Raw genomic sequence first — 26,500 nt, 5'->3', positions numbered from 1 at the left:
AATCAAAAACGACTGCCCGCGCGCGAGCGTGCGTCGGGTGTCGTTGTGCGTCCGGCGTGACGTGAGCTGTAACGGTAAGAAGAGAAAACCATATCGCCACACAGTACAGCGGCGCGGGCGGGTAGGAAAATTTGTTCTTACGATGTTATCCCGGCCAAAAGACCGGGATAACATGCGTAATCCGCAGTTTCTGGTTGCCGCCTGTCAGGCGCAAACCTCTTTCTTCACGCGGTCACCGACAACGATAATCACGCCGACGACTGCTTTTGCCCAACCGGGGAGAAACTGCTTAAGGAATTCAAGCGCACTCTTAGCGTAGTCCCAATTGTCACAAAATACCTCTTTGACGTCCGCGACAGACGCAAGTTCCGCACGCTCGGAATCGATGCGCGAGAATTCCTCTTCGACGATAGCTCTGATCTGCTCTGACATTTATTTCTCCTGTGCCCCTAAGGCATCCGCAGACGATGCCATTCTGCCCTGCAGAGAGGGAACGCATTCACGGCGTCTCCGCCAGGCAAGGCGCGAGCGTTAGAACATGTGCCAGTTGCGTCCCCGCGTGACGCAGGTCACGGTCTGATCACTTGCGGGCAGAGGTGCAATCATCGCTCGGAATGAACAGGATAGGTTAGGTGGGTAAAACCAATATTTGCCAGCAGCTTGTATTTGGCTTTCCCAAGGGCAACAAAGGTGATCAGCTGGAGACTTTGCTTTGATCACAAGACGTTCCATAATCGGCGGATTCCTGGCCAGCCTTGTTGGCAAGCTTGGTTTTGCGCGTGAACAAGAGACGCCAGTCTACACGACCTATGGCCGCGAAGGTGAGCCAATCGACATCGAAGGTCTCAAGGCTTCGCTTGGATTTCCGATAGAGGAAGTTGAGGGCAGCAAGGCCTATTCGCGATGGCAGCAATTGCGTGCAAAGGGAGAGGGCTATCCGGTAATTGTTGGCGATGCCGAGCAGCTTGCTCAGTTGGTCGAACAGGCCAGTTTCCGAAACGATGAAGATCCTGAAACGATTATAGCCAAGGCCGCAGAGTATAATTTTCCGGATGATCTGATCGCGGCACGGCAAAAGAACCTTGAAGAATATCTGAAGAGCTATCCCAACAGCGGCACTCTCGAAGAGTTCCAGCCGTTTGTCGGTGAATGGCCCGCCGTGGCTCCAGCGAGCCCCGGACTGACGGTTCACGCGGATGTTTTGAGCCAAAAGCCCTATGCGCGCTGTTTCATTGTCATCTTCCCGACGGACAAAGGTTACGAAGTTCCGGCATACGCTAAATGGGGCGGATGGAATGCCAATCCCATGCCGGAAGTGCATGTTGCTGCGCTCAGGTCATGGGAGCAGCGATACGGCGCGCAGCTCGTCGGTATGGATTCCGCAGTCTTCAACCTGAAGCTCGAACGTCGCCCAACTTCTCGCGAAGAGGCGATGGCGCTGGCGCGTGAGCAATACGCATACTGCGAGGACATCGTACTTCAAGGCGTCAACTCGCTCTCTAATCTTGCCGCATCCAACTTAGAATCCGATTGGTGGTATTTCTGGTGGGATTGAGCCAGAAGTGACAGCGACGCCAATTATCCCAAACCAAGGACACCCACACCATGACCAACCTCTCCCGCTTCACTGGCAAGACCATCATTGTCACCGGCTCCTCAACCGGCATTGGTGAAGGGATTGCGCGGCGGTTCTATGATGAGGGGGCGAATGTCATCATCAACGCGCGCAATGCGGAGAAGTGTGCGGAGACGGCGGCGACAATGGACGCCGAGCGCGTGCTGGTGGTCGCGGGCGATGTCTCCGATCCTGAGTTCGCCAATGAAATCGTTGCCAAGACGGTAGAGCGGTTCGGCGCGCTCGATCACCTCGTCAACAATGCCGGTGTCGCCGATCAGGGCCTGCTGCACAAAATGAGTGATGCGCAAATTGACCGGGTGATCGACATCAACGTGAAGGGCGTCATCTATATGACGCGCGCGGCCTTGCCCGAACTGATGAAGACGCAAGGCAGCGTCATCAACATCTCCAGCGTCTCTGGCATTGGCGGGGATTCCATGCTGCCGCTTTACAACGCGTCAAAGGGTGCGGTGACGAACCTGACGCGCGGTCTTGCGCTGCAAGTGGGTGCGATGGGCGTGCGGGTGAACACGATCAACCCCTCGGTCACGCGCAGCGACATGGTCGAAGACATTCTCAACAACGATGGCGCGATGAAGATGATGATGAACCGCATGGCGATCAAACGGGTGGGAGAGCCCGAGGATATCGCCGCCGCGGCCGCTTTCCTTGCCAGCGAGGACGCAAGCTTTATCACAGGGGTGAACCTGCCGGTCGATGGCGGCGTGAGCGCGTCCAACGGTCAGGCGAACTTTATGGGGTGATCGTGCGGATGGCGAACTGGAAGACAGGAGCAGCGCTGGCAGCCCTGCCATTGCTCGCGGGGTGCGGTCTCAACGCGCTCAACCTGCATTCCAGTCCGTTTGGCCACAAGGTCGATATTCGCAATCAGAAGACGCACGAATTTCTCGCCACCAGCGGGCCGGAGGAGCTTGGGTCTCTTGGCCTGTCTATTCCTTTGCGCGATGCGACAGCGGATGGCGAGGTGGTGGGCCTAACTGTGTCGGGCGGAGGCATGCGCGCGGCGGCGTTCACTCTCGGCGTGATGGAGGGTCTGGAAGAGTTTGGCGGTCGCGGCCCGCACAAGACCGCGCTGGACCGCGTGGACTTTATCAGCTCGATTTCGGGCGGATCATGGGCGGTGGCGGCGTTTCTGGCGGACCGGTCTCAACATCCTACAGCGCGGCTGGTAGACAGGCGCGAGGACATTGCGCAATCCTTCGCGGAAACGCGCAAGACGAAAGTGCGGTGCTGGGCGAATACGATGGTCGCCGATGTGACGCGCCGGCTGACATATGACGACGTCTATGGTGGACCGAATGGAGCAACCTTGCCGGTCGCATTCTTCGGGGCGGCGCTTTACCCCTCACAATCCTCTTTCGTGTTCACCGCGCCCTATCTGAAGAAATACGCGGTTCGCGATCTGGGCGATTATTGCAACGAGGCGCGGATTACGGATGTCGGCGCGGATCTGGGGAAGGTGCCGCTGGGTTATGCCGCCTCGGCCAGCGGGACGGTGCCGGGCTACACATCGGCCTTTGCCGCAACCGATCTGTGCAGGGGCAAGGCCTACTCTTTCTGCCCTGAAAAGCCGAAAAAGCGCCGCAACACGCTGCAATTCGTCGATGGCGCGTTTTACGACAATATGGGCAATAAAACGGCGTTCGAGCATATGCTGAGCCTGCGCCGCGCGGCTGGCGGTGTGTTGCCCCAATCAACTATCATAATGATCGATTCCAACCCTGACGAGCTCGATCAATCGGTACGCCGCAGCAAGCGCAACAGCAGCAATTTCCTCGGTTACGCCTTTGCCTCGAGCCTGCCCAATCAGGACGCGAGCTTTTCAAGACTGGCCAAGCGGAAGTTTGAAGCGCTTGGAGTAGGGCAGCAGAATATCGTCCTGATCGATTTCGACACGCTTGCCGGATTTGATCCGGTGAGTGATCGGGCGCACCTCAAAGGGCTTGAAGTGCTCGCCGACTTTGCCGCGCGCGGCGTCACGTGCCTTGATGACACAGGTGAGCAGATCAAGCGGAAGAAGTTGAAAGAGGCGCCCGAGACAGTGCCTTCGATAGATGCGAGCCTGAAGGCACTGGCCCAGAAAGGTGGCGACTGTGCAGCGATGAATTTCCTGCGCGCCGGGTACATGCACAAGACGACATACCGGTACGACAAATACGAATTTCAGCTGCGCTATGAGCTGGGCGTTTTGGCCGCTCGCAAGAACCGCAAAGAACTAGACACCGCTCTCGGCGGCTGATCAGACTTACGCCGCGTCTTTCTTACGCTTGGCCTTCTTGCGCTCGTGCGGGCACAATTCGGTTTTGCGCAGACGGATGCTCTGCGGCGTTACTTCGACCATCTCGTCATCATCGATATAGGCAATCGACTGCTCCAGCGTCATGCGGCGCGGCGGGGTCAGACGGATGGAATCGTCCTTACCCGATGAACGGATGTTGGTCAGCTGCTTGGCCTTCATCGGGTTGACCTCAAGGTCGTCCGGTTTGGCATTCTCGCCGATCACCATGCCTTCATACAGCTTCATCTGCGGGGCAACGAACAGCTCGCCGCGCTCTTCGAGCATGTTGAGCGCGTAGGCGTTGGCTTCGCCGTCGCCGTTGGAAATGAGGACGCCGTTGATGCGGCCTTCGATGGCGCCTTTGTAAGGGCCATACTTTTCGAACAGGCGGTTCATAATGCCCGTGCCGCGCGTGTCGGACAGGAATTCACCGTGATAACCGATCAGGCCGCGCGATGGGGCGGAGAAGGTGATGCGGGTCTTGCCCTGACCAGACGGACGCATCTCGGTGAGGTCGGCCTTGCGGCGCTGCATCTTCTCAACGACGGTGCCCGAGTGCTCATCATCCACGTCGATGACGACGGTCTCGTATGGCTCCATGCGCTGGCCGTCTTCTTCGCGGAAGAGAACCTTCGGACGGCTGATGCCGAGCTCAAAGCCTTCACGGCGCATTGTCTCGATCAGCACGCCGAGCTGCAATTCGCCGCGCCCGGCAACTTCGAAGCTGTCCTTGTCATCGCTTTCGGTGATGCGGATGGCGACATTGGTTTCCGCCTCGCGCAGCAATCGATCGCGGATCATACGGCTGGTGACTTTGTCGCCTTCGCGGCCCGCAAGCGGCGAGTTGTTGACGCTGAAACGCATGGCGAGCGTGGGCGGATCAATTGGTTGCGCTTCAATCGGAGCGGAAACGCCGGGATCGCAAATTGTGTTGGCAACGGTCGCCTTTTCCAGGCCTGCGAGCGCGATGATGTCGCCGGCTTTCGCGCTTTCGACCGGAACCCGCTCAAGGCCGTCAAAGCTCATCAGCTTGGTTGCGCGGCCTGTTTCGACAACATTGCCATCCATATCAATCGCGTGGATCGGATCATTGACCTTAAGAGTGCCCGACTGGACACGGCCCGTCAGAACGCGGCCCATGAAGTTGTCACGGTCAAGCAGCGTCGCAAGGAAGCTGAACGGCGCATCGATTTCGAGCTGCGGGGAGGGTACGTGGTCGACGATCAGCTTGAACAGCGGATCGAGCGTTCCATCGCGCGCAGTTTCATCGTCGCTGGCATATCCATCGCGGCCCGATGCCCATAGCGACGGGAAGTCGAGCTGCTCATCATTGGCGTCGAGCGATGCGAACAAGTCGAACACTTCGTCGAGAACTTCTTGCGGACGGCCATCGGGACGGTCGATCTTGTTGACGACGACGATGGGACGAAGACCAAGTGCCAGCGCCTTGCCGGTCACAAACTTGGTCTGCGGCATCGCGCCTTCGGCGCTGTCGACCAGCAGGATGACGCCATCGACCATGCTCAGAATACGCTCCACCTCAGCGCCAAAGTCGGCGTGGCCTGGCGTGTCGACGATGTTGATGCGCGTGGTTTCGCCATCAGGGCCTTCCCACTCAACGCTGGTGCACTTTGCCAGAATGGTGATCCCGCGCTCTTTTTCGAGATCGCCACTGTCCATCGCACGTTCTTCCACGCGCTGGTTGTCGCGGAATGTGCCCGACTGGCGGAACAGCTGATCGACCAAAGTCGTCTTGCCGTGGTCAACGTGGGCAATGATCGCGACATTGCGAAGCGAGGAGGGGATGACATCGATTTGCTTTCGGTTTGGCGGTCGCAAGAGCCTTGCAACCGACTAATAGAGCGCCTTTCAGCGCGATTTATTTGTTTGAATTGTGCTGGCGCGACAAATGCTGCGCTGCACAATATGCATGTTTCACGCCGCGCGTAGCCCAGACATATCGCTACGGCAAGCACTGTTGCAGCGAAGTCCGTGCATTGCGGCAGTGCAACATTGCAGATTGCAACTGTTACGGACGCGCAACATCCCACCTCTAAGGCGCGGAATTGCGCGGGTTTGCGGCTTGTCGCACGGGCAACACTCGCCTAATGAAGTGGTCTACCAGTCGAGATGTGTGCGCATTTGGGGTGTGCAGGATCGTCATTTCGGTTGGAGGGATTTTAGGAGAGGAACTTACATGCGTTCTATTTCAACCGGCTCAGCCGGCACTTATCGCGTCGCTCTGCTCGCAGGCGCTGCGGCATTTGCATTGACTTCACCTTCGGTCGCTTTTGCGCAAGACGCTGAGACGGACGAAGACGAGGTTGCAGCACCCGATTTCAGCCAGGGTATCATTGTTACCGCATCTAAGCGTGAGCAGACCCTGCAAGAAACGCCAATTTCGGTCTCTGTGACCACCGGCGAAACGCTCGAAGACGCGCAGATCCGCGACGTTCTCGACCTTCAGACAGTTACCCCGTCGCTGCGTGTTAGCCAGCTGCAAACCGCATCGGCATCGACCTTCATCATTCGTGGCTTCGGTAACGGCGATAACAACTTCGGCATCGAGCCTTCGGTTGGTGTCTTCATCGACGGCGTGTTCCGTTCACGTTCGGCCGGCGCTCTGTCCGACCTTCCGAATGTTCAGCGCATCGAAGTTCTGAACGGCCCGCAATCGACGCTGTTCGGTAAGAACGCATCCGCAGGCGTCATCTCGGTTGTGACCCGTGAACCGCAGTTTGATTTCACCGGTTCGCTTGAAGCCACCTACGGCAACTTCAACGCCTTCACGATCAAGGGCGACGTGACCGGCCCGATCAGCGAGAACATCGCTGTCGCGTTCGATGGCAGCTACAACCGCCGCGATGGCTTCGGTGAGATCGTAAACCTTGGCGAAGACATCAACGACCGTAACCGTTGGAACGTTCGTGGCCAGATCCTCATTGAGCCGAGCCCCGACTTTAAAATCCGCGCGATCGCCGATTATTCGGAAATTGACGAAGTTTGCTGCACCGTCGGCAACGTCGTGTCCGGCCCAACCGCTGCTGGCATCGTTGCCGTTGGCGGTCAGCTTCCGGACTCGAACGACTTCTTCGGCCGTGAAGTGTTCCTGAACTTTGTTCCGAGCAACACGGTGAAGAGCTGGGGTGGTTCGGTCCAGATGGACTGGAATCCAACCGACACTCTGACGTTGACCTCGATCACGTCGTATCGTGAGCTGGAGAACTTCTTCCTCACCGACATCGACTTCACCAGCGCGGACATTGCAACCGAAACCCGTGCGCAGCAGCTTGAAACCTTCACGCAGGAATTCCGTCTTGCTTCGGACTTTGATGGTCCGATCAACTTCCTGCTTGGCGGTTACTACTTCGACGAGAAGATTGATCAGCAAAGCGCCATCCAGAACGGCAGCCAGATCCGGAACTTCTTCGAAATTCTGGCGGGCGAAGACCCGGTTGCTGTTCTCACCAACCAGCCGACGCTGTTCAATGCCCTCGAAGCGCCAGTTGCTCTTGGTGGCTTTGGCTTCGGTCAGGAAACGATCTTCAACACGCCGCTGCTGACTGATGAAGTGTACTCCATGGAGAACACTGCTTGGTCAATCTTCGGCACGATCGATTTCGAGCCAGTAGACGGCCTGATCTTTACTTTCGGCGGTAACTACACCGACGACAGCAAAGACTTCGCACTGTCGCAGACCAGCTTCGATCCGCTGGCTCAGGTCAACTTCGTTGATGCCTTCATCACTGGCGCAACTGGCGGCACGGTAACCAACCGCGCGGCGTTCCAGGCTCTGCCTGCGGCGAACCAGGCGGCGTTGCTGGCAGCGGCGACCGATCCGAACATCAACCCGCTTCTGGGTCTGGCTGCGTTCCAGTTCCAGCCGCCGTTCGTTAACATTCCGAACGCTGTTGAAGATGGCCGGACCCGTGACGACAAGTTCACTTACCTGCTGCGTGCATCGTATCAGATCTCGCCAGAAGTGAACGTCTACGCAAGTTACGCAACCGGCTTCAAAGCAAGCTCGGTCAACCTATCGCGTGACAGCCGTCCGCTGGGCACCGACTTCGTTGCTGGCCCGGGTGGTTCGACCTTCGCGGCACCGGATTCGCCGATCCTCAACGCTGGGCTCGCTGTGCCGAACCTTGTATCGGGTACGCGTTTCGCTGGTCCTGAAGAAACCGAAGTCTATGAAGTCGGTATCAAGGCTGCCTTTGACGGTGTGGTTATCAACCTTGCCGCATTCGATCAGACGATTGACGGTTTCCAAAGCTTCGCCTTCACCGGCACCGGTTTTGCCCTTCGTAACGCGGGTAGCCAGTCGGTCACCGGTTTCGAGCTCGACAGCTCGATCTTCCCGGCTGACGGCCTCGTGCTGACCTTCGCGATGACCTACCTCGATCCGCTGTTTGACAGCTTCCCGGGTAGTGTTCTGGGCGATCTGACCGGTGAAGTACCGGCCGGCATCCCAGAAATCGCGATCTCGACCTCGGCGACATACACGCATGAATTCGGTGACTCGGGCAACACCCTCGTGACCCGCATTGACTACAGCCACGAAAGCAACACGGCCATCAACAACGGTCTGCCGACCTTTGGCCCGAACAACTTCCGTCGCGAAGTCAATCTGGTGAACGCATCGACCACGCTGAAGCTCGACAATGGCGTCGAAGTCGGCGTGTGGGCGCGTAACCTGTTTGATGATGAGTTCATCACCACCGTGTTCGACGGTGTGGCACAGGCAGGCACGGTTTCGGGTTACCCGAACGCACCGCGCACCTATGGCGGTGTGGTTCGCTTCCGCTTCTGATCTGACATAAAGTCAGTTCAATAAGGGGCTCCGCCAGCAATGGCGGGGCCCTTTTTTGTTTGAGCTCTAGGTAGGAGAAGCCAACTAAACTTGGGATGCTCTGCGTTTCTGAGATTGCGCTTTGACTGAAGATATGCAGACTTCAGGTAATCGGGGAGGCCGTGTGTAGGACGTGCTTTTCTCAATGATCAGGGGGCACATATGACATTTGAAATCGGCAAGGTCTTCTCAAATACCGTCGCCATGATGAAAGAGCGTTGGCTTTCGCTGCTTGGTCTATGGGCAATCTTCTTCGGCATGCTTGCCTTGATGATGCTGGTCATTGGCGGGGTGTTCAGTGGTGTTGTCGCCTCCCTTGCGGGTGGTGTCACGGGCGGAGCGCCTTTGGAGGACTTCTCTTCGTTGGGCTTGGGCCTCGGAATGATGCTCCTGTTCATCGTGATCTACTTTGCGTTTCTGTTGATCTTCTTTGCTCAGCAAGGCGCGATGGTTGCCAAGGCATCTCCCCTCCTCACAATTCCATTTGGCGAAGCAGTGAGGCGCGGGTTCAAGGGGTCTCTTACCTATGTCGGAATCCTGTTGCTGTATCTCGTCGCCAGCCTCGTGCTTGGACTGATCCTGACACTGGTTTCACTGATCATGTCTTTCCTAGGCAGTCTTGGTGAGATCATTGTTCAAGTCGCCCTGTTCGTTGGTTATGTATATCTCGCCTGCCGTTTTTGCGTGATTGTTCCGGTGATCACGGTCGACAAGGTGTTCAACCCGATCACCGCAATCAATGAAAGCTGGCGGATAACCTCGGGCCATGTGCTGAAGATCCTTGCTGTGCTCGCGATCACGGCTTTGATTTCGCTGATCATCTTTGTTCTGCCATTCGCCGCTTTGTTCGCCGCGTTGGGAGCCAGCCTTGGAGATGTGGGGCTGGGCGGGGCGATAACGGGGCTCTTCACGGGGTTCTTACTGTTTGGCGTGCTTTACCTATTCTTCTCGATTTTCAGCGCAGCCTTAATCTCATCGCTTCACGCTGAAGTGAGCGACAATCAAGCGGCGGCGCTTGGAGAGACTTTCGAGTAATTCAGGCCGTATCAGACCCCCGCCGTGAACCATGTTTATGGTATTCACGGCGGGGGTCTGACGCGTGATGGGTGACCGCAACGATCGGCCGGAACTCGGGCCGATCCAACCGAGGTCATGCCATGCTCAAACACATGTTTTTGCCGTATCGCCGGTACTTCGATTTTCGCGGCCGTTCGAGCCGCGCGGAGTATTGGAGCTTCTTCCTACTAATGGCGGGTATCATCGCCTTGACCGCTTTGCTCTACGCGCAAGCGGGCGCGTTCGAGCCGGGATTTGATCCCGAGACCAGCGATCCGGGCTTTGGCTGGACGCTTGGCACCGCAATCTTCGGCATCTTCTTCTTGGTCAGCGGAATTCCGGCTTTAGCGGTCGAGGTTCGCCGGTGGCACGATATCGGCAAAAGCGGGTGGTATTGGTGGATCCGCTTCATCCCCTTTGTCGGCACGATCATCGTGCTCGTGTTTATGGCGATGAAGGGCAATGCCGGTGGCAACCGTTATGGGCCCGACCCGTTGCCGGGCGGAGACGCGCACACTTTCGAGTGAGCTGCGAAGGGCGGGCTATAGCTCGCGCAGCGCCTGCGCTGGTTTGGCCCGCAGCAGCGGCAGCGAGCCACCCAATGCAAAGGCCAGCACCATACCGAGGCCAAGACCAAGCACCGCGAGCACCTGACCCCAATCGGGCAGCCAGTCGAACTCGAACAGCTGAGTGATAATCACCCAGGCGAGCGTCGACCCAAGCCCCAACGCGACCAGCGCCAAAGCTGCGGCAATAAGTCCGTATTCGGCGAGCTGCATCGACAGGATTTGCCTCCGGCTAGCACCCAGAACACGCAGGACGACGGTGTCATAGGTCCGTGCCGCACGAGCTGCCGCAATGGCTCCCATCAGGACGGCTAGGCCTGCCAACACCGCAACAGCAGCGGCGGCGAGAGTGGCAAGACCAACCTGCTCAAGGATCGTGCGAGCCTCGGTCAGCACGTCACCGGTTTCAATCACAGAGCTGGAAGGGAATTCCTGCACCAGTTCGCGCAGCAAATCGCCGCGCGCGACTTCATCGCCATCCTCGGCAAGCTCGATGGTCGCGGCAAGGTTGTGCGGAGCATCGGCCAAGGCGTTGCGGGAGAAGACAAGGGTGAAGTTGAAGCCCATGCTCTCCCAGTCGATCTCGCGCAGATTGGCGATACGTGCGGTGCGCTCGGTGCCGAGAACAGCGATAGTCAGGTAATCGCCCACTTCCAGATCGACCGCGTCGGCAAATTCGCGGTTGATAGAGACCTGCGGTTCGCCGGTGTGATCTTCATCCCACCATTCACCATCCATGATGCGGTTGCCGACTGGCAGTGTGTCTGAATAAGTCAAACCACGTTCGCCATTCAGCACCCACGCGCCCTCTGGGATCTCCTCGAGATCGGCCACGCGCTGCATATTGTCCTTGGGGCCATAGGCCAGCACCGCGCCCCGCAAGGTTGGGACAGCACGGATGCCTGCATCGGGGAAGCGATCTGTGACGAGCGTTTCGAAGCGCTCCTCTTCCTCTACCGGCACATCAAGCACAAAGTAGTCTGGGGCCTCCTGAGGCACGCTGCTTTCGATGTTGCCATCGATGGCTGTTTGGACACCGGCCAGCAGGACAAAGGCGGCCAAACCAAAGCCCAGCGCGGTCACCAGCGAACCGGTCGGTGCACCCGGACGATGGATATTGGCCAATGCGCTGCGCAGGATCGGGTTGGACGGGCGCGGCAGCTTGCGCGCGATAAATTTGATGCCAAAACCAAGCAGCGCGAGAAGACCGAGAGCGATAGCAGCGCCGCCAAGGAAGCCGGTCGAGAGCAGCGGCTGATCGGTCGTTCCAATCGCCAGTGCGCAGATTGCTGCGATGCCGAGTACCGTCGCACCGATCGCGCGCCAATCACGGGCGAGGGGGACGATGGAGCTGCGCATTAATGCCATCGCGGGGAAACTGCGCGCGCGAAGGAGCGGCGCAGCGGCAAAAGCGAAGGCGACGAGCAGACCATAGCTGGCTGCGAGGATGAGTGGGGCGGGCTCGATCACAAACCCACCTTCAACCGGCAGCAGACCTTGCAGCGCCATGCCGAACAGAGGGGTGATAAGGATGCCGACAATCAAGCCCAGCACGGTCCCGACAAAGGCGGCAACGGCGATCTGCAGCGCGTAAATGCGCACGATGTCGCGCGAGGTAGCGCCGAGGACCTTCAGCGTCGCTATGCCATTGCGCCGCGCGTCGAGATAGGACGAAACACCACCTGCAATGCCGATGCCGGCGATCACCAATGCCGCGAGGCCGACCAGTGTCAGAAAGTCGCTCATCTGCTGCACAAAGCGGTCAGCGCCCGGCGATGCGCGGTCGCGGTTGCGGAAGTCAAAGCCACCCTGCGGGTAGGCATCGGTCAGGACCTCCTCGACCTCTGTCGGGTCCTGACCTTCATCAGCGAAGGCGATCCGGTGCTTGCTTTGGTAAAGCGAACCGGGCGCGATGAGACCAGCGTTAAGCGGGATTTGCTTCGCCACTAGAACCGTCGGGCCGAGCTGAAACCCTTCGGACAAGCGGTCCGGCTCGTTGTCGATCACTCCTGCGGCGCGCAGGTCCATGGTGCCGACGCGGAATGTCTCGCCAAGCTTGATGTCGAGCCGATCGAGCGCACCCTGCGCCAAGTAGGCATCGGTCCCGACAGGCGCGCCGGTTTCGGTGCCGTCCATCAAAGTCAGAGTACCGAACAGCGGCCATTTGTTGTCGACCGCCTTCAGCTCGATAGGAGCGGTGTTCTCGCCCGCGCTGGCCATGGCTTGCAGGCGGAAACCGCCCGACACTTCGCCATATTCTTCAAGCGAGCCGAGTTCTTCATCCGATAGGTCGCGTTGCCAGACTTCAACCTCAAGGTCTCCGCCGAGCAATTCCTGTCCGCTGGACGCCAACTCGCGCTCAATGGCTGCTGTCAACGTACCGATAGCGGCAAGGGCAGCCGTGCCGAGGAAGATGCACACCAGCAGCAGGCGCAGACCCTTGAAGCGCGCATTGAGGTCACGCCGCGCGATCTTCCACGCTGCGCCCCATGACAGGCCCGAGGAATTGCTCACTCGGCGGCCTCTTTGGCCGGAGCGTCTGCTTTTGTGTCAGACACAATCACACCGTCCGCCATGGTCAACACGCGCTCGCACTGTTCGGCGAGTTTGCGGTCGTGCGTAATAATCAGCAGCGTCGCGCCGGTCTCATTGCGGCGGGCAAAGAGCAGCTCAACGATCTCAGCGCCCGTGCCGACATCAAGGTTGCCAGTCGGCTCGTCAGCGAAAATCAGTCCTGGCCGCGGGGCAATGGCGCGTGCAATGGCAACGCGTTGCTGCTCACCGCCGGAAAGTTGCGTGGGGTAGTGGCCGATCCGGTGGCCAAGGCCGACCGCTTCCAGTTCCGCTTTTGCACGCGGCGTCGCGTCGGCGCTGCCTGCCAGCTCCATGGGTGTCGCCACGTTCTCAGCAGCGGTCATGGTCGGGAGCAGGTGGAACGCCTGAAGCACGATGCCGATGCGACCGCGCCGTGCGGCGGCCAGACCGTCTTCGTCCAGACTGGTGAAGTTCTGTCCAGCGACCATCAGATCGCCGCCTGTTGCCCGCTCCAACCCGGAAAGCACCGCCATTAGCGAGCTTTTGCCCGAACCGGATGGCCCGAGCAGGGCGACAACCTCGCCATGTTCGATATCGAGGTCGATCCCTTTAAGGATGTCGACGGGCGCGTCTGCACTGCCGAGGGTCAGCGTCAGATTGCGGGCGGAAATGGCTAGGGGACTTGTCACAGGCTCCAGATGGCATAGGGGTGGGTTGCAAACAAGATACTCAACTTGGAGCCCATAGATGCAGGATCACCGCTGGTCGAAACGATTTGCCGGAACGTTGAGCGTGGTAGCCGCGCTTGCTCTGGCTGCGTGTAGTGAAAATGCCGAGGAGGCCGCTGCGGTTCCCGATGATGCGGAAGCGGGCGCGGTTGATGATGGGGCAATCATCCCTGTTATGGGGCCGGAACGTCGGATTGTGGCGTTCGGAGACAGTCTGTTTGCGGGCTATGGCCTGAAGGACGCCGAGGGCGACAGCTACCCTACTAAGCTGGAAGCGGCTCTTCGCGCAAAGGGCATCAACGCCAAAATTGCCAATGCCGGCCTGTCTGGAGACACGACAGCAGGCGGGAAGAAGCGTCTGCCCTTCGTGCTCAACGCTCAAGAGGAAAAGCCCGATCTCTTCATTCTGGAGCTGGGCGGCAATGACATGCTGCGCGGGATTGCTCCCGATGAAGCGCGCGGGAACCTGACGGCGATGCTCGATGAGCTTAAAGAGCGCGAAATCCCCGTGCTGATGATGGGCATGCGCGCACCGCCGAATTACGGGCCTGAATATCAGCAAACGTTTGACGCGATGTATGGCGAGCTCGCGAAAGAATACAATGCGGCGCTGATCCCGTTCTGGCTCGAGGACATTTACGAAGATCCGACGCTGTTCCAGAAAGATCGTATCCATCCCACGGTTGAGGGGATTGAGAAACTGGTGGAATCGACGCTGGATGCTGTGGCTGACGCTATCCCCGAGTCAGAAGAGGGCTAAAGCCGCTCCAGCGCACCCCCCACAACGCGCCAGACCGCTGCTTCGGCCTCGATATCAGCGAAGGGCGCCAGTTCGGTGCCGGTCATCCAGATTTGCGCTTTGCCATTGCGCAGGCGCTTAAACAGCTCGCTGCGGCGTACGGGATCAAGGTGTGCGGCGACTTCATCAAGCAACAGCACGCTCGGCCTTCCTGATGACGCCAAGACGCCATGCGCGAGCGTGATTGCGATCAGCATCGCCTTTTGCTCCCCTGTCGAGCAGGAAGCTGCTGGCTGACCGGAAGAAGCCATCACCACTTCCAACTCGTCGCGATGCGGGCCTGTGAGCGCTCGGCCAGCGGCGCGGTCTCTGGGGCGCTCCCGGGCAAAGCTGGCAAGAAGCTCGGCGACTTCGGTTGGACCGCCGGCGCGATAGGTCAGGATTGGGCGGGCGAAAGGCTCAGGGGGCAGGGCAGACAACTCATCCGCCAACATGGAGATAAGCCGCGCACGGTTCGCGGCGACCACCGCACCATGCTGTGCCGCCTGTGCCTCGATAGCGTCGAGCCACCGTGCATCGCCATTGTCCTCGAGCAGCCGGTTGCGCTCGCGCAGCGCGTTTTCCAGCGCGGTGACGCTTTTGGCATGGGCAGGCTCCACTGCGAGAGCCATGCGGTCGACGAAGCGCCGTCTTGCGCCTGCGCTATCGGTGAACAGGCCGTCCATCGCCGGAGTGAGCCAAGAGACAGCATGCCACTCTGACAGAGCATTGGCGCTGCTGTCTGCACCGTTGATGCGGACCAGGCGGCGCGTGGGGCGCTCCAACTCAGTATAAGTGCCAATGCGTGCAGAGACCTGCCCTTGCTCGATCAGGCTCGCGCCTATGGCAAAGGCACCCGGTTCATCGCTGCCCGGCTCGCTTCGAGCAAGATCCGCCAGGTTGGCGCGGCGCAAGCCGCGACCGGGGCTAAGCAGAGACAGTGCCTCGAGCACATTGGTTTTGCCGGCGCCATTTTCCCCCACCAGCAGATTGAAATGCGCCGTCTCCGCCAGCTCGCTAGCGGCGTGATTGCGGAAGTTCTGCAAGGTGATCTTGGTCAGCGCCATCGGAGATTAGGCGTTAGCATGCAGGTGGATTTTGACCAGCGGGCCGAATAGCGAAATCACCGATCCCAACATATGGGAAAAATTCCCAACCTTTCGGTTTCATTAACGAAACGCGATTTTACATTTTGATACAAAACCGCAGAAATCCGCCATTTTCTGAGTTTGGCACGGCTCCTGCAAAGTGTTTGGCATCCAAGGGAAACACCCAAGGCACTACGAAACAAACCTAACAGGAGACTAACAATGACCAACACTGATTTCTCAAACCGCTTCGCCGCCGCCGCTTTCTCGGTGATCTTCACGGCCGCAGCATTCGCATACGCCATCATCCCGGCAAGCCCCACGCTGGTTGCATAACAACCCGCAATACCCCGCAAGAAAGGAATACCCCCATGTTGAACAGTGAAACCGGAACCCGCCTCTTCGCAGCTGCTTTTGCAGTGATCGTAACGGCCTCCACCTTCGCTTACGCAATCATCCCGGCAAGCCCGACGCTGGTTGCTTGATCACTCACCACTAGACACACGAAAGGAAACGTTGGAATGATTACCCCCGCTGATTTTGGTTCAAGACTGCTCACCGCAGCCGCTGCCATTATCGTCACTGTCGCAGCCATGGCCGTTGCCGTGGTCCCCGCAACCCCGAACGCTAACCTCATTATCGGAGCCGTCGCATGAACAAAGTAACTAAGTCGAACAGCACGCCGCCAAGCCGGAACTTCCGCTTGGACAAGCATAACGGCAAGCTGATGGGCGTTTGCAGCGGCATCGCCAATTACAGCAACATCGATCCGATGATGGTTCGCCTCGGCTTTGTAGTTGGCGCTCTGGTTAGCTTCGGCACAGCAGCTCTGGTCTATCTCGCAATCGGTCTGATTGCGGACTAAGTGCAGCGTAACGACTAAGCGGTTCCCGGTTTTTCGGACCGCTGCACACCGATCTGATCAAACCGGGAGGGGCCCATCGTGGCCCCTCTTTCGATTCTTACATCGCCGAGATACCGCCATCGAGCTTGATCTCAGCGCCGGTCATGAAGCGGCTTTCATCGCTGGCGAGATAGACCACGGCATTGGCGATATCGTTCGGCTCACCCACAAACTTCAACGGGATCTGCCGCGCGAGCTTGTCCAGCAACACTTGCTTGTCGAGCTGATGGTGCTTGGCTGTGCCATCCAGAATGGGCGTGTCGACAAAGGTCGGGTGAACGGAGTTGCACCGGATTTGCATGTTCATCTTCGCGCAGTGAAGCGCGATCGACTTGGACAGCATCCAAACGCTCGCCTTCGATGCATTGTAAGCTGGCATTGTGTCGCTCGCGATCAGGCCCGCAATCGAGCTGATATTGACGATCGAGCCAGGCGCATGGTCTCGCATCAAGGGCAGGGCGGCCTGACAGCCGTGGAAGATCGAATTCACGTTGATATCGAAACAGCGCTGCCAGTCTTCGAACTTGCAGGTCTCAATATTGCCCGCGACGCCGATCCCGGCATTGTTGACCAGAACGTTGAGCCCGCCCAGATGCTGACGCGCTGCGTCCACGGCGTCGTCCCAGTCTTTCACATCAGTGACGTCGTGCCCAATGCTGAAGGCGGTGCCTTCACCCATCTCTGCGTTCACGATTGCGGCGGTTTCCGCTGCGCCTTCGGCGTTGATATCGGTGGCAAGGACCCGCGCGCCTTCTTGCGCCAGCCGGATGCAGTGTGCGCGGCCAAGCCCCTGCGCGCCGCCAGTGACCAGTGCCAGTTTGCCTTCGCAGCGTTTCGTCATCTCAATTCTCTCCCAAATATTCTGGTGTCAGCAGCATCGCGATGCGCACATCGACGCCGTGGCCCGCCTCGCGCCATTTGGCGACAAAGTCGGATAGGCCCGCAAGCGGCACGCGGTGCACGTTTATATTTTCGTCGGAAACTCCGCCGCCTTCGCTGACTTTGGTCAGGTCAGTCGCACGCAGCAGAGTGAATGCTTCGGAGACCATGCCGGGCGAGGAGTAGAACTCTCCCAACACCTCGAGCGTGTCGGCGCGGTAGCCTGTCTCTTCCTCAAGCTCGCGCGCGGCAGCGCTTTCAGCGCCTTCGCCCTCAACATCGGCGTGATCGCCGACCAGTCCTGCGGGGATTTCGAGGCAGAAACGGCCCAATGGCACGCGGTATTGGCTGACAAGGATCACGTGGCGTGTGCCGTCCGCATCCTCATCTAGCGCGATGATCGCAGCCGCACGAATACCGCGCGCCCGGCCAACATATTCCCAGCGGCCACGGGTTTTGGCGGTGATGAACTTGCCTTCCCACTGCACCTCTTCGGGCAGGTCGGCGTCACGGTCTCGGATTAGCTCGATATCGTCCATGGGCGAACAGCCCTAGACTTCGATCAGCCTGTCGGGAAGCTCGTTTTCGTCGTCTTCTTCAATCGGGAAGTGTTGTGCGAGCACAAAGCCGACATCGCGTACGCCCACGGCCATGCCCTCAGCGATCCGGCCTTCGCGGATTTCGTCGAGCATTTCGGCCATCGCTTCACCCCAAACCTCGGCAGGGACTTTCTCGGCGATGGAATCATCGGCGACGATCTCAGCGCGGTGTTCGCGCATGGAAAGGTAGATCATCACGCCGGTCTTGCCCTTGGTTCGGGCCTCTGCGCCAACCTTGAAGTGCTTGATCGCCTGTGCGTGCACCCGCGCAGTCTTGGTTGGGCCCGGGATCAGCGCGAAACGCACCGCGTCTGACAGGAAAATCGCCGTGCTGGCGAGATAGGCGAGCAGACCCAGAGCAATGGTCATGCTGGCCAATTCACCAATCGACCATTCGTGGCCCCAGCCACCGATCAAGGCGTCCCAAAGGTCCATGAAGGGTGCCGGGATGAATGCGAACACGCTCATCGCGGTGAAGGCGATGGCGGCGCAATACAGTTGGATAATGTCGGAATAGCCATCGCTGCGGTCGGCCAGAACGGTGACGATCTCACCCGATGTGCTCAGCTCCGCCTGTTTGACCGCGTCGGATACGATCTTGTGCTGGTCTTGGTTCAGATAGGACATTGCTCACCATCCCCCTGAGGCGCCACCGCCTCCGAATGAACCGCCGCCGCCGGAGAAGCCGCCGCCAAAGCCGCCGCCTCCGCCGCCCCAGCCGCCGCTGCTGCGGCCGCCCGAGACTGCGCCGCGCACAATCGCGCTGCCGACTTCCCAAAGGATGATGTCGCGCGCCGTGCGGCCCCAGCCATCGTCGTCGTCATCCCAATCGTCATCATCATCGTCGCGTTTGCCCCAGGGACCCTTGCGACGCTTGCGATATCTGCGGCGACGTTTGCCTGCACCCAAGATGGGCAGAACGAAAAAGAAGAAGATGAAGCCGAGCCAGATGATCGCGCCGATCGGAATGCCGCCGCTTTCGCTGTTGGCCTGCTGCTGCTGTGCGGCTTCCTGAGCCACGCGCGCGGCGTCTTCGGGCGACAACTGCAGCTGGGCTATGATCGCATCGGCGCCCGCGGCAATGCCGCCGGGGTAATTGTCATTACGGAATTGTGGGACGATATCGTTCTGGATGATCTGCGAGGATATCGCGTCGGTCAGATACCCTTCCAGGCCATAGCCAACTTCGATCCGCACGCGCCGTTCATTGGGGGCGACCAGCAGGATCGCACCGTCATTACGCTCCGCGTCACCGATGCCCCATGCACGGCCAAGCTGGTACCCGTAATCGGCAATGTCATAGTCTTGGAGACTGGGAACCGTCGCGATCACTAACTGGCGCTCGGACTGGGTCTCCAGCGCTTCAAGTTTCGCGGTCAGCTCGGCTTCGAGGTCGGCAGGAATAATCTCCGCACTATCGACCACGCGGCCCGACAGCTCGGGAAATTCCGGCTGCGCAAGGGCAGGGGCGGCGATAAGCGCGAACAATGCCGCGAGCAGGATGCCGATCTGTCTCATGCCGCTCCCATTGGGTGAAAGTGTGGAAGCGCTTACCCGTCAGAATTGGGCGCGCGCGGTTGATTGGTGGGGCAAGAAGCGCCCCACCTTTGCGATCTCCGTCGCTTAGTCGAGGTTCATTTTCGGTGCGACTTCGGCGCCTTCGGTTGCCGCTTTGTATGGCACCATCGGCTCTGCACCGTGGATGATGTTGGCGCCGATTGTGTCGGGGAAGGTGCGGATGGTGGTGTTATAATCCTGCACCGCCGCGTTGTAATCGCGGATGGCGACGCGGATGCGGTTCTCTGCCCCTTCGACCTGCGATTGCGCGGTCTGGATGTTCTGTGTGAATTTGGGATCAGGGTTTGATTCCACCGTGGCGAACAGGCGTGAAAGGCCGCTGCCTAGTGCGTTCTGCGCCTCGGCATATTGCGCCATTTTGTCCGCGTCGTTCAGATCGTCTCCGGTGACTTTCAACTGACCAGCTTGCGAGCGCGCTTCTGCCACGCCGACGAAGATATCGGTTTCACCATCGCGGGCTGCCTTTACCAGCGATTCAATGTTCGGCAGCAGGTTAGCGCGCGATTGAAACGCGGCTTCTACATCACCCCATTTGGCTTTGGCAGCTTCTTCAGCGGTCGGGACCGAGTTGATGCCGCAAGCGGCGAGCGTGAGCGATGCTGCTGCGGCGAGAACGCCGCGACCGAAAGTCTTGAAATTCATACTGGTCCCTCCTGAAGGCGCGATATGTGCTGTCACACAGCGCCAAGTGAATGCGTATTACATATATAGCACACCAAAGGCCCGTTTCAAGCTGTTGGAGTTTACATCGCGCCGCTTGGCAATCACACTGTGACCTGTAAAAACACCGCCAATTCACCATTGCAGGAAGGGATCGCAATGCTTCAGGAATTCAAGGAATTTATCGCCAAGGGCAACGTGATGGAGCTGGCCGTTGCGGTTATCATCGCAGGCGCATTCGGCACGATTGTCGCTTCGCTGACGGATGACATCATTATGCCGGTTGTCGGTTACGTTTTCGGCGGCGCAGACTTCTCGTCCAAGTTTATCCTGCTTTCGGCTCCCGAAGGCTATGAAGGATCGATGACCGACTACGCCGCACTCAAGGAAGCGGGTGCCGCGATGATCGGTTACGGCGCGCTGATCACGACGATCATCAACTTCATCATCCTCGCTTTCATCATCTTCCTGCTGGTCCGCTACGCCAACAAGGTGAAAGCATCGATGGAGGAGCCTGCCGAGGAGGAAGCCCCCGCAGGCCCGACCGAGATCGAGTTGCTTACGGAAATCCGCGACGCACTCAAAAAATAGCTTTGCGTCCCGCAACAGCGCGGGGCAGCAATACACTTCACATTAAGCGGGCAGGGTCTATATAGGTCCTGCCCGTTTTTTGCGGGCTATGGCGATAAATTGCTGCGTGCAATAGGCACAACGGACCCGGGGGCAGTACCCGGCGGCTCCACCATAAAGCTCTGTTTTGCAGGGCGTTTTGACGGGGCCGAACTAGGATCGACGTGGGCTGAAAAGCGTAGTTTTTGCCCGGGCTGAAAACCCCGTAAAACTGTTCATTTTTATAAGTGCAAACGATAACGAAGCACTCGCAGTTGCAGCGTAATGTGACGGCTTAACGGCCTGAATTTACAAAGCTAAAGCGCGGTTGGACCCACCGGGCAACAGAAGCGGATTCCGGGGCTCCGGGGGTAGCTAGCAACAGAAACCCCCACCTATCCCCTTCTTGCGTGCACTCACGGTCTGCCATTCATCTTGGCTTCATAGCTAGAATGCATCTATATCTCTGTATTCAGGTGGATTTCAGGAGAGTTCGATGCGAATTCTGTCTTTTGCGATTGGTGGCTTGGCATCTTTGGCTGCGCTCTCGACAGCGCCCGTTTCCGCCGAGACACGCGAGGAATACCTCGCACGCTTGCAAGACATTTGCGAAGTCGAATGCCTTCAGCCGCGCCAGTTCCAGCGCACCGCGCGCAAGCTGGGCACCAAGAATAAAGACGACATGGCGTTGATCATGGACGTGAAGTCCATTCGCCGTGTGGGCGACAAGATCCAGCTCAACAATATCAGCATCGAGCTTTCGCATTTCGAGATTATCGAGGCGCTTGGTTCTGCGGGGATCGATACGACACAACGGTCAGGCATCGGAGGTCTGCCGAGTGGTGCGATTGAGCGCGTAAACCCTAACATCGTCGCAATCGAGATTGATCAGGAAACGCTGTTCAATCTGCTCAATCCGGTCTTGCCCGAGGATGTCCGTGCGGCTGCACAGTCGGAGATGGGTGAGATTGTCGTGGATGGAAAGCGCGACCGGAAGCTTAAGGCGCCCACCATGGCTGCTTTGGAAGCGGCCATCCTGAACCGCCGGATCGTGGTGCGTGGTACGCCGCGCTTGGAAGTCGGCCTGATCGGCGCGCGCCGGGATTTCCGCCGCAAGCAAGCCATCCTGGAGGTGGACAATGCGGACGAAATGATCCTGCTTCCGCGTTACGACAAAGATGGCAAAGCGATTTATGGCGGTGAGTTTAAGCTTACCGATGCTGGCTAGAATAGAGTTCTATGCGCTTCAGCCGAAAGCCGGCGATACGTTTTGTGATTAGATATAGTTCGTGACTCTCTTCACAAAACCATGAAATTGCTGTATCAATTCAAAAAAGCAATCGATCAAGATATTGAATTGGATTGCGCTACTTAGTTAGTCTTTTGCTTTACATGAGTTAACTTTTTTGACGCGGCGGGCAATCGTATTGTGATGATGAGCGAGGCCTATGGGAGTGATGTGTCGCCCCAGACTAAAGTGACTAACGCGCAAGCAGGTTTGAGTTATGATCGAACAGCAGAAGTCCCGGTGTAAACAGGCCTATCAACCGCCGCGTTTGACTCGCTATGGGTCTCTTGCGAAACTCACGGCGTCGGGCAGTGGTTTTCGGACCGAAAACAATATGGGCATGGGACAGATGATGCGTCGCCCGTGACCAAAGAAGTCAATTCTCAGGTGAGTGCGATTTATGAGTGAAGAACAGAAGGCCCAGAGCAAACGAGCCTATCATCCGCCTCGTTTGAGCCGCTACGGGTCTCTTGCGGAACTCACCGCCTCAGGCAGCGGCCCCATGGTCGAAAACCTTGTCGGTATGGGTATGGGAATGATGCGTCGCCCGTAACGGCGTTTTTCAGTCTTTCGACTTGAGCTCTTCCAGCTCTTGTTTCGCTTTCAACCCGTCAAGAATGGCCGCGCCAGCCAGCATCACGGCTGCACACGCCGCAAGGAAAAGCGCTTCACCCCAATATGGCGGATATTCTTGAAGGTAACCTAGGCCGCGCGTGGTTGCGCCAAGAGCCAACGCGTAGATGATCACAAAGGCTTCAAACCTGTTTTTGATTACAAACAGCCTTCCGATCTTGCGCAGCATTGCTTCCCCTTCTTCGTTAACACTTTTCTGAGCAAACACCGTGCCAACAACGGCTGGCTGCGGGATGCGCTGGTTAACGTATGACGGAGTGTAAACGCGCCCGACGGCAATGCAATCGCGTTAACCCAGTTCCTGGAGTTTTAACGACGCCAGCAAGGCTGCACGCGCGGCAATCACGGTCTTTGCAAGCGTTTCGGAGCCGATATCGGCGGGGTCAATCTGCTCTGGCCAGTAGTGGCGGATGATGCCTTCGATCATCTCGGCCTTGGCTTCATCAAGCATGAAACGCGGGTCAACTGTCACCGGATCGCACACGACGCGCAGGCGCAAGCAAGCTGGTCCGCCGCCATTGGCCATGCTTTGGCGCACATCGACGGGTATGACTTCGCGGATAGGGCCGTTCGACGCCATCATCTTCTCGCAATAGCCCCAGACCGATGCGCTCTCTCGGCATTCCTCGGGCACGATCAGCACCATGCCGCCATCGGGAAGAGTGATCAGTTGTGCGTTAAAGAGGTAGGTCTTGATCGCTTCTTCGAGAGTGACCTCGCTGGTGGGCACTTCAACCACCTCGAGCGCAGGGAAGGCCGCGCGGATCGCGTCATAAGCGCCTTGCTGATCGGCGAAGGCCTGCTCGTGGGTGAACAACACGCGTTCATTGGCGACCGACACGACATCATTGTGAAAAGCGCCGGTTTCGATGGCGACGGGGTTCTGTTTAATGAACACTGCCCGCGCCGGATCGAGCCCATGGGCGCGCGCGACGAGGCGGCTGGATTGTTCGTGCTGGCGTGCGGGAAACTTGCCGCCGGGGAGACCATAGACAAACACCTCGACGCCTGGCGCGCCGTGCCCTTCGCAAAAGCGCATATGGTTGGCCGCGCCTTCATCGCCAAAGGTGGGCGGTGCGGCGTCATGGACAGTGAAGTGTTTGGTGTCGCCAAACGCGATCTTTAGCTGTGCCTGCGTGTCGCGCCATTCCTGCGCGCGGTGGAGCATCGTGATCAGGTTCGCAGGCGTCAGATGGCATTTGCCATCCTTTGTGTCTGGCGCAGGGCTGACCGTGGCGGCGTTGGCGGTCCACATGCTCGATGCAGACCAAGGCGCAGCGCGCAAAGCCGGGTTCTCGGTCCCGTCATAGGTGAGCGATTTGGCCAGCGCGTTGTTTGGGCGGGGCAGAGGCAGCAGGAAGCCCTGCACACCGATCCGCGCCAGATTGCCGCGCATCTTTTCCACGCCCTGTAGCGCTGCCGCACGCGGGTACGAGGGGTCACCCTTGTGGCTCGCGCTGGCGATATTGCCGAGGCTGAGGCCTGCGTAATTGTGTGAAGGTCCGACGATGCCATCGAAGTTGATCTCTGTCAGATTGCTCATCGCCCGACGCTCCAGATGGTGTCGCCTACGCCGACATCCAGTGCATCGGCAGCAGCGGCATCTATCGCAATACCGCCTTCGCCGTCCATCTGGCGCGCGCCGTAGCATGCGCGGAATGAATCAAGCTTGCCGGTCGCCAGGATCGCGCGCTCGCCTTCTTGCAAGTCGACATTGGTAATTGTGGCTTCGACGCTGTTCTTCACGCTCGTGACATCGTCGGTGTGCGCGACCATGGTCGGCCCGCCGTCGAAAATGTCGACATAGCCATCGTAGCGGAAGCCCTCATTCTCCAGCATGCGCATCGCCGCGCGGCCCGAAAGGTGCGGGACGCCGATAACCTTGCGTGCCTCGGCATCAAGCATCGCAACATAGACCGGATGCTTGGGCATCAGATCGGCGATAAACTGGTTGCCATTGATTGCGTTGAAATAGTCGGCTTCGTTGAAGCTCATGCCGAAGAAACGGCCCGCGACATTGTCCCAGAACGGGCTGTCGCCGCGCTCATCGATAATACCGCGCAGTTCGGCAATGATCTTGTCGGCAAAGCGCGTGCGGTGCATCGCAATGAAGAGATAACGCGAACGGGCGAGCAGCAGGCCAAGACCTCCGGCGCGCTCATTCGGATGCAGGAACAGTCCGCCAACCTCGCTGGTGCCCTCCAGATCGGTAACGAGATTGAGCATCTCGGTACGGACCGTACGGTCAAGCTCTGCCGAATACTGGGTCAGCGTGTTGAGCCGATAAGAGTAGAACGGCCATTGCTGCCCGACCTGACTCATCAACTGACAGGTGCCGATGACTTTCTTGGTTTGGACGTTTTCGAGCACCAGAACGAACTGTTCATCCGCGACCTCGTCCTCGGTGTTGGCGAAGGCCTCGGATGCGCGTTCTAGTTTCGCCGACAGCGCGTTGCGATCGGCTGGCAGGTTGGTGAACCCGCCACCGGTCAGCTTGGCCATCTCATAGAGGTGCTCAAGATCGGAAGTGCGCGCTGCGCGCAGACGAAAGGTCAATTCAGTGCTCCCTGAGCAAGGCGTTCGATCACTCGTGTAGAGAGCGCGGCGCGTTCGGCAAGGCTGGAGACGATCAGGAATTCGTCGGAAGAGTGGATAGACCCGCCGCGCACGCCCATTGTGTCGACTACGGGCACTCCGCAGGCGGCGATGTTGTTGCCATCGCACACGCCGCCGGTGGATTTCCACGCGATGTGCTGGCCCAACTCCTCGCCACATTCTTTGACCAGATCGAACAGACGCTGCGCCTTTTCATCAACCGGTTTGGGCGGACGGGTGACGCCGCCATGGCGATGCGCAGTGATTTCGTGTTCGCTCTCAATGCTGCGCAGCAAGGTTTTGAGATCACTGTCAAACCCCTCCATCGCCTCGGTCGATTTGGGCCGGATGTTGAAGCGCAGTACCGCGTGATCGGGCACGACATTGTTCGGGCCGCCACCTTCCAGCTTGGCCGGGTTGATGGTGATATCCTCGCGCTCCATGGCTTTCAGCCTCAGGATCAGATCCGCCGCCGCGACCAGAGCATTCCGGCCATCATGCGGGTTGCGACCGGCATGGGCGGACTTGCCCTTTAAGGTGATCGAGTAATTCCCCGTGCCGCCGCGCGCATGGGCTAGCGTACCATCAGGCAGAGCGGCGGGTTCATAAGTCAGCGCCGCCAGTTTGCCCTGCGCCATCTGCGCAATCAGGTCTGAACTGGCGAGCGATCCTGTTTCCTCGTCAGAGTTGATCAGCACATCATAACCGAGCGATCCGGCGTTGGCGGTCTCCTCAAACGCTTTGAGAGCGTGGAGAATGACCGCGATCCCGCCCTTCATATCGGCCACGCCCGGCCCGTTAAGCACATCGTCTTCAAGCCACGTCTGCGACTGGAACAGGTGATCGACGGGGAACACGGTATCCATATGGCCGGTAAGCAGAATGCGGCGGTTGGCTGTGGACCGCACACGCAGAACCATATGCTGGCCATGCGCTTTCTCGAACTCACTGCCATCGGCGGCAATCGCGGTTACAGGCGCCGGGTCGATCAGCTCGATCTCTCCTGGCAACGCTGAGAACGCTTTGGCCAGCGCGCTCGCTTGCTTTTCCAGCCCCTCAAGGTTGCTGGTCCCGGTGTTGATGGCACACCACGATTGTACCGTTTCCAGCATTGCCGCAGCGTCAAAATCTTGGGGAGTTGCTTGTTTCATCTGAAACTACCCCTAGCGGGCGAAACCGCCGCTTGCCAAGGCGTTGCAATCCGCTTTTCCATCCGCCATAGGCTCACCCGTCCTCCT

General features: G+C 58.7%; 29 protein-coding genes and 1 other RNA gene. 16 read left to right on the top strand and 14 right to left on the bottom strand.

The annotated features are described in order from the left end of the window. Positions 1-204: 204 nt before the first annotated feature. The gene (locus tag AC0V6K_RS02235) at positions 205-432 is read right to left on the bottom strand and encodes a hypothetical protein (RefSeq protein ID WP_472624362.1); all 228 of its coding nucleotides are present in this window, start codon (positions 430-432) and stop codon (positions 205-207) included. A 280-nt stretch (positions 433-712) separates the two neighbouring features. Here AC0V6K_RS02235 and AC0V6K_RS02230 point away from each other — a divergent pair, with 280 nt between their 5' ends. Genes AC0V6K_RS02230 through AC0V6K_RS02220 form a run of 3 tightly spaced genes read left to right on the top strand, consistent with a single transcriptional unit; the run spans position 713 to position 3,878 of the window. Continuing rightward, positions 713-1,555 carry a DUF4253 domain-containing protein gene (locus AC0V6K_RS02230; protein ID WP_472624360.1) on the top strand — a complete coding sequence of 281 codons (843 nt, stop codon included), beginning with the start codon at positions 713-715 and terminating at the stop codon, positions 1,553-1,555. A gap of 50 nt (positions 1,556-1,605) precedes the next feature. Beyond that, the gene (gene budC, locus AC0V6K_RS02225) at positions 1,606-2,382 is read left to right on the top strand and encodes a meso-2,3-butanediol dehydrogenase (RefSeq protein WP_472624358.1); all 777 of its coding nucleotides are present in this window, start codon (positions 1,606-1,608) and stop codon (positions 2,380-2,382) included. A gap of 8 nt (positions 2,383-2,390) precedes the next feature. Next, complete coding sequence (locus AC0V6K_RS02220) at positions 2,391-3,878, top strand: patatin-like phospholipase family protein (RefSeq protein ID WP_472624356.1); 1,488 nt, start codon at positions 2,391-2,393, stop codon at positions 3,876-3,878. Between the two features lie 6 nt (positions 3,879-3,884). On the opposite strand, the gene typA is transcribed toward AC0V6K_RS02220, so the two are convergent. Continuing rightward, complete coding sequence (typA, locus tag AC0V6K_RS02215; RefSeq protein ID WP_472625992.1) at positions 3,885-5,723, bottom strand: translational GTPase TypA; 1,839 nt, start codon at positions 5,721-5,723, stop codon at positions 3,885-3,887. 391 nt (positions 5,724-6,114) lie between these two features. Between typA and AC0V6K_RS02210 the strand changes: the two genes are divergently transcribed. The 3 genes from AC0V6K_RS02210 to AC0V6K_RS02200 all read left to right on the top strand — a co-directional run bounded on the left by AC0V6K_RS02210 (position 6,115) and on the right by AC0V6K_RS02200 (position 10,349). After that, positions 6,115-8,727, top strand: coding sequence for a TonB-dependent receptor (locus AC0V6K_RS02210; protein WP_472624354.1), 2,613 nt, complete (start codon positions 6,115-6,117; stop codon positions 8,725-8,727). A gap of 201 nt (positions 8,728-8,928) precedes the next feature. Continuing rightward, positions 8,929-9,801, top strand: a complete 873-nt coding sequence (locus AC0V6K_RS02205) for a hypothetical protein (RefSeq protein ID WP_472624352.1) — start codon at positions 8,929-8,931, stop codon at positions 9,799-9,801. A 122-nt stretch (positions 9,802-9,923) separates the two neighbouring features. Continuing rightward, positions 9,924-10,349 carry a DUF805 domain-containing protein gene (locus AC0V6K_RS02200; protein ID WP_472624350.1) on the top strand — a complete coding sequence of 142 codons (426 nt, stop codon included), beginning with the start codon at positions 9,924-9,926 and terminating at the stop codon, positions 10,347-10,349. A 15-nt stretch (positions 10,350-10,364) separates the two neighbouring features. Here AC0V6K_RS02200 and AC0V6K_RS02195 read toward each other — a convergent pair whose 3' ends face one another. Beyond that, a complete protein-coding gene (locus AC0V6K_RS02195; RefSeq protein ID WP_472624348.1) occupies positions 10,365-12,902 on the bottom strand; it encodes an ABC transporter permease in 2,538 nt (845 codons plus the stop codon). After that, positions 12,899-13,612 carry an ABC transporter ATP-binding protein gene (locus AC0V6K_RS02190; protein WP_472624346.1) on the bottom strand — a complete coding sequence of 238 codons (714 nt, stop codon included), beginning with the start codon at positions 13,610-13,612 and terminating at the stop codon, positions 12,899-12,901. The genes AC0V6K_RS02195 and AC0V6K_RS02190 overlap by 4 nt, the downstream gene beginning before the upstream one ends. A 58-nt stretch (positions 13,613-13,670) precedes the next feature. On the opposite strand from AC0V6K_RS02190, the gene AC0V6K_RS02185 reads away from it, so the two are divergent. Continuing rightward, complete coding sequence (locus AC0V6K_RS02185; RefSeq protein ID WP_472624344.1) at positions 13,671-14,411, top strand: arylesterase; 741 nt, start codon at positions 13,671-13,673, stop codon at positions 14,409-14,411. Here the strand turns inward: AC0V6K_RS02185 and recF are convergent. Further along, positions 14,408-15,496, bottom strand: coding sequence for a DNA replication/repair protein RecF (recF, locus tag AC0V6K_RS02180; protein WP_472624342.1), 1,089 nt, complete (start codon positions 15,494-15,496; stop codon positions 14,408-14,410). The two genes, AC0V6K_RS02185 and recF, sit on opposite strands and share 4 nt — an antisense overlap. Positions 15,497-15,739: 243 nt before the next feature. Between recF and AC0V6K_RS02175 the strand changes: the two genes are divergently transcribed. The 4 genes from AC0V6K_RS02175 to AC0V6K_RS02160 are packed head-to-tail and all read left to right on the top strand — an operon-like array spanning position 15,740 to position 16,382. Beyond that, complete coding sequence (locus tag AC0V6K_RS02175; RefSeq protein WP_472624340.1) at positions 15,740-15,853, top strand: enoyl-CoA hydratase; 114 nt, start codon at positions 15,740-15,742, stop codon at positions 15,851-15,853. Positions 15,854-15,888: 35 nt separating this feature from the next. Next, positions 15,889-16,002 (top strand): enoyl-CoA hydratase, encoded by a 114-nt coding sequence (locus AC0V6K_RS02170; RefSeq protein ID WP_472624338.1) that lies wholly within the window; start codon positions 15,889-15,891, stop codon positions 16,000-16,002. Between the two features lie 36 nt (positions 16,003-16,038). Next, the gene (locus AC0V6K_RS02165) at positions 16,039-16,173 is read left to right on the top strand and encodes a hypothetical protein (RefSeq protein ID WP_472624336.1); all 135 of its coding nucleotides are present in this window, start codon (positions 16,039-16,041) and stop codon (positions 16,171-16,173) included. Then, entirely contained in the window at positions 16,170-16,382 is a 213-nt protein-coding gene (locus tag AC0V6K_RS02160; protein ID WP_472624334.1) for a PspC domain-containing protein, read from the top strand. The genes AC0V6K_RS02165 and AC0V6K_RS02160 overlap by 4 nt, the downstream gene beginning before the upstream one ends. Before the next feature lie 97 nt (positions 16,383-16,479). Here the strand turns inward: AC0V6K_RS02160 and AC0V6K_RS02155 are convergent, their stop codons facing one another. From AC0V6K_RS02155 to AC0V6K_RS02135, 5 genes are all read right to left on the bottom strand, one after another. Next, the gene (locus AC0V6K_RS02155) at positions 16,480-17,262 is read right to left on the bottom strand and encodes an SDR family oxidoreductase (RefSeq protein WP_472624332.1); all 783 of its coding nucleotides are present in this window, start codon (positions 17,260-17,262) and stop codon (positions 16,480-16,482) included. Between the two features lies 1 nt (position 17,263). Continuing rightward, positions 17,264-17,821 (bottom strand): NUDIX hydrolase, encoded by a 558-nt coding sequence (locus AC0V6K_RS02150; RefSeq protein WP_472625990.1) that lies wholly within the window; start codon positions 17,819-17,821, stop codon positions 17,264-17,266. Positions 17,822-17,851: 30 nt separating this feature from the next. Beyond that, entirely contained in the window at positions 17,852-18,526 is a 675-nt protein-coding gene (locus AC0V6K_RS02145) for a TPM domain-containing protein (RefSeq protein ID WP_472624330.1), read from the bottom strand. Between the two features lie 3 nt (positions 18,527-18,529). Further along, the gene (locus AC0V6K_RS02140; RefSeq protein WP_472624328.1) at positions 18,530-19,417 is read right to left on the bottom strand and encodes a TPM domain-containing protein; all 888 of its coding nucleotides are present in this window, start codon (positions 19,415-19,417) and stop codon (positions 18,530-18,532) included. Between the two features lie 105 nt (positions 19,418-19,522). Beyond that, entirely contained in the window at positions 19,523-20,119 is a 597-nt protein-coding gene (locus tag AC0V6K_RS02135) for a LemA family protein (protein ID WP_472624326.1), read from the bottom strand. Between the two features lie 177 nt (positions 20,120-20,296). Here AC0V6K_RS02135 and mscL point away from each other — a divergent pair, with 177 nt between their 5' ends. The 5 genes from mscL to AC0V6K_RS02110 all read left to right on the top strand — a co-directional run bounded on the left by mscL (position 20,297) and on the right by AC0V6K_RS02110 (position 22,587). Further along, complete coding sequence (mscL, locus tag AC0V6K_RS02130; protein WP_472624324.1) at positions 20,297-20,728, top strand: large conductance mechanosensitive channel protein MscL; 432 nt, start codon at positions 20,297-20,299, stop codon at positions 20,726-20,728. Positions 20,729-20,760: 32 nt separating this feature from the next. Further along, positions 20,761-21,105: a transfer-messenger RNA gene (gene ssrA / locus AC0V6K_RS02125) on the top strand. 137 nt (positions 21,106-21,242) lie between these two features. Beyond that, positions 21,243-21,974 carry a hypothetical protein gene (locus AC0V6K_RS02120; protein ID WP_472624322.1) on the top strand — a complete coding sequence of 244 codons (732 nt, stop codon included), beginning with the start codon at positions 21,243-21,245 and terminating at the stop codon, positions 21,972-21,974. Positions 21,975-22,251: 277 nt separating this feature from the next. Further along, positions 22,252-22,401, top strand: a complete 150-nt coding sequence (locus tag AC0V6K_RS02115; RefSeq protein ID WP_472624320.1) for a lasso RiPP family leader peptide-containing protein — start codon at positions 22,252-22,254, stop codon at positions 22,399-22,401. A 33-nt stretch (positions 22,402-22,434) separates the two neighbouring features. Next, on the top strand, positions 22,435-22,587 hold the full coding sequence (locus AC0V6K_RS02110; RefSeq protein ID WP_472624318.1) for a lasso RiPP family leader peptide-containing protein: 153 nt from the start codon (positions 22,435-22,437) through the stop codon (positions 22,585-22,587). A gap of 9 nt (positions 22,588-22,596) precedes the next feature. On the opposite strand, the gene AC0V6K_RS02105 is transcribed toward AC0V6K_RS02110, so the two are convergent. The 4 genes from AC0V6K_RS02105 to AC0V6K_RS02090 form a co-directional block, all read right to left on the bottom strand. Further along, a complete protein-coding gene (locus tag AC0V6K_RS02105) occupies positions 22,597-22,836 on the bottom strand; it encodes a hypothetical protein (RefSeq protein ID WP_472624316.1) in 240 nt (79 codons plus the stop codon). 120 nt (positions 22,837-22,956) lie between these two features. Beyond that, a complete protein-coding gene (locus AC0V6K_RS02100) occupies positions 22,957-24,210 on the bottom strand; it encodes an N-succinylarginine dihydrolase (protein ID WP_472624314.1) in 1,254 nt (417 codons plus the stop codon). Next, a complete protein-coding gene (locus tag AC0V6K_RS02095; protein WP_472624312.1) occupies positions 24,207-25,223 on the bottom strand; it encodes an arginine N-succinyltransferase in 1,017 nt (338 codons plus the stop codon). Before AC0V6K_RS02095 ends, AC0V6K_RS02100 begins: the two co-directional genes overlap by 4 nt. Next, positions 25,220-26,413: a hydrolase gene (locus AC0V6K_RS02090; protein ID WP_472624310.1), complete on the bottom strand. Its 1,194-nt coding sequence runs from the start codon at positions 26,411-26,413 to the stop codon at positions 25,220-25,222. Before AC0V6K_RS02090 ends, AC0V6K_RS02095 begins: the two co-directional genes overlap by 4 nt. Between the last annotated feature and the right edge of the window lie 87 nt (positions 26,414-26,500).

The organism is Erythrobacter sp. S43 (assembly GCF_057364955.1).
The sequence above is the reverse complement of the archived record's forward strand: the minus strand, read 5'-3'. Positions and strand labels throughout refer to the sequence as shown.

Coding starts and splice junctions, on each gene's coding strand:
- AC0V6K_RS02115 (WP_472624320.1), top strand. CDS start 22,252: ATGATCGAACAGCAGAAGTCCCGGTGTAAACAGGCCTATCAACCGCCG.
- AC0V6K_RS02205 (WP_472624352.1), top strand. CDS start 8,929: ATGACATTTGAAATCGGCAAGGTCTTCTCAAATACCGTCGCCATGATG.
- AC0V6K_RS02090 (WP_472624310.1), bottom strand. CDS start 26,413: ATGAAACAAGCAACTCCCCAAGATTTTGACGCTGCGGCAATGCTGGAA.
- AC0V6K_RS02170 (WP_472624338.1), top strand. CDS start 15,889: ATGTTGAACAGTGAAACCGGAACCCGCCTCTTCGCAGCTGCTTTTGCA.
- AC0V6K_RS02210 (WP_472624354.1), top strand. CDS start 6,115: ATGCGTTCTATTTCAACCGGCTCAGCCGGCACTTATCGCGTCGCTCTG.
- AC0V6K_RS02235 (WP_472624362.1), bottom strand. CDS start 432: ATGTCAGAGCAGATCAGAGCTATCGTCGAAGAGGAATTCTCGCGCATC.
- AC0V6K_RS02185 (WP_472624344.1), top strand. CDS start 13,671: ATGCAGGATCACCGCTGGTCGAAACGATTTGCCGGAACGTTGAGCGTG.
- AC0V6K_RS02135 (WP_472624326.1), bottom strand. CDS start 20,119: ATGAATTTCAAGACTTTCGGTCGCGGCGTTCTCGCCGCAGCAGCATCG.
- AC0V6K_RS02155 (WP_472624332.1), bottom strand. CDS start 17,262: ATGACGAAACGCTGCGAAGGCAAACTGGCACTGGTCACTGGCGGCGCG.
- budC (WP_472624358.1), top strand. CDS start 1,606: ATGACCAACCTCTCCCGCTTCACTGGCAAGACCATCATTGTCACCGGC.
- AC0V6K_RS02220 (WP_472624356.1), top strand. CDS start 2,391: ATGGCGAACTGGAAGACAGGAGCAGCGCTGGCAGCCCTGCCATTGCTC.
- AC0V6K_RS02140 (WP_472624328.1), bottom strand. CDS start 19,417: ATGAGACAGATCGGCATCCTGCTCGCGGCATTGTTCGCGCTTATCGCC.
- AC0V6K_RS02175 (WP_472624340.1), top strand. CDS start 15,740: ATGACCAACACTGATTTCTCAAACCGCTTCGCCGCCGCCGCTTTCTCG.
- AC0V6K_RS02120 (WP_472624322.1), top strand. CDS start 21,243: ATGCGAATTCTGTCTTTTGCGATTGGTGGCTTGGCATCTTTGGCTGCG.
- AC0V6K_RS02200 (WP_472624350.1), top strand. CDS start 9,924: ATGCTCAAACACATGTTTTTGCCGTATCGCCGGTACTTCGATTTTCGC.
- AC0V6K_RS02110 (WP_472624318.1), top strand. CDS start 22,435: ATGAGTGAAGAACAGAAGGCCCAGAGCAAACGAGCCTATCATCCGCCT.
- AC0V6K_RS02145 (WP_472624330.1), bottom strand. CDS start 18,526: ATGTCCTATCTGAACCAAGACCAGCACAAGATCGTATCCGACGCGGTC.
- AC0V6K_RS02105 (WP_472624316.1), bottom strand. CDS start 22,836: ATGCTGCGCAAGATCGGAAGGCTGTTTGTAATCAAAAACAGGTTTGAA.
- AC0V6K_RS02165 (WP_472624336.1), top strand. CDS start 16,039: ATGATTACCCCCGCTGATTTTGGTTCAAGACTGCTCACCGCAGCCGCT.
- AC0V6K_RS02100 (WP_472624314.1), bottom strand. CDS start 24,210: ATGAGCAATCTGACAGAGATCAACTTCGATGGCATCGTCGGACCTTCA.
- AC0V6K_RS02160 (WP_472624334.1), top strand. CDS start 16,170: ATGAACAAAGTAACTAAGTCGAACAGCACGCCGCCAAGCCGGAACTTC.
- recF (WP_472624342.1), bottom strand. CDS start 15,496: ATGGCGCTGACCAAGATCACCTTGCAGAACTTCCGCAATCACGCCGCT.
- mscL (WP_472624324.1), top strand. CDS start 20,297: ATGCTTCAGGAATTCAAGGAATTTATCGCCAAGGGCAACGTGATGGAG.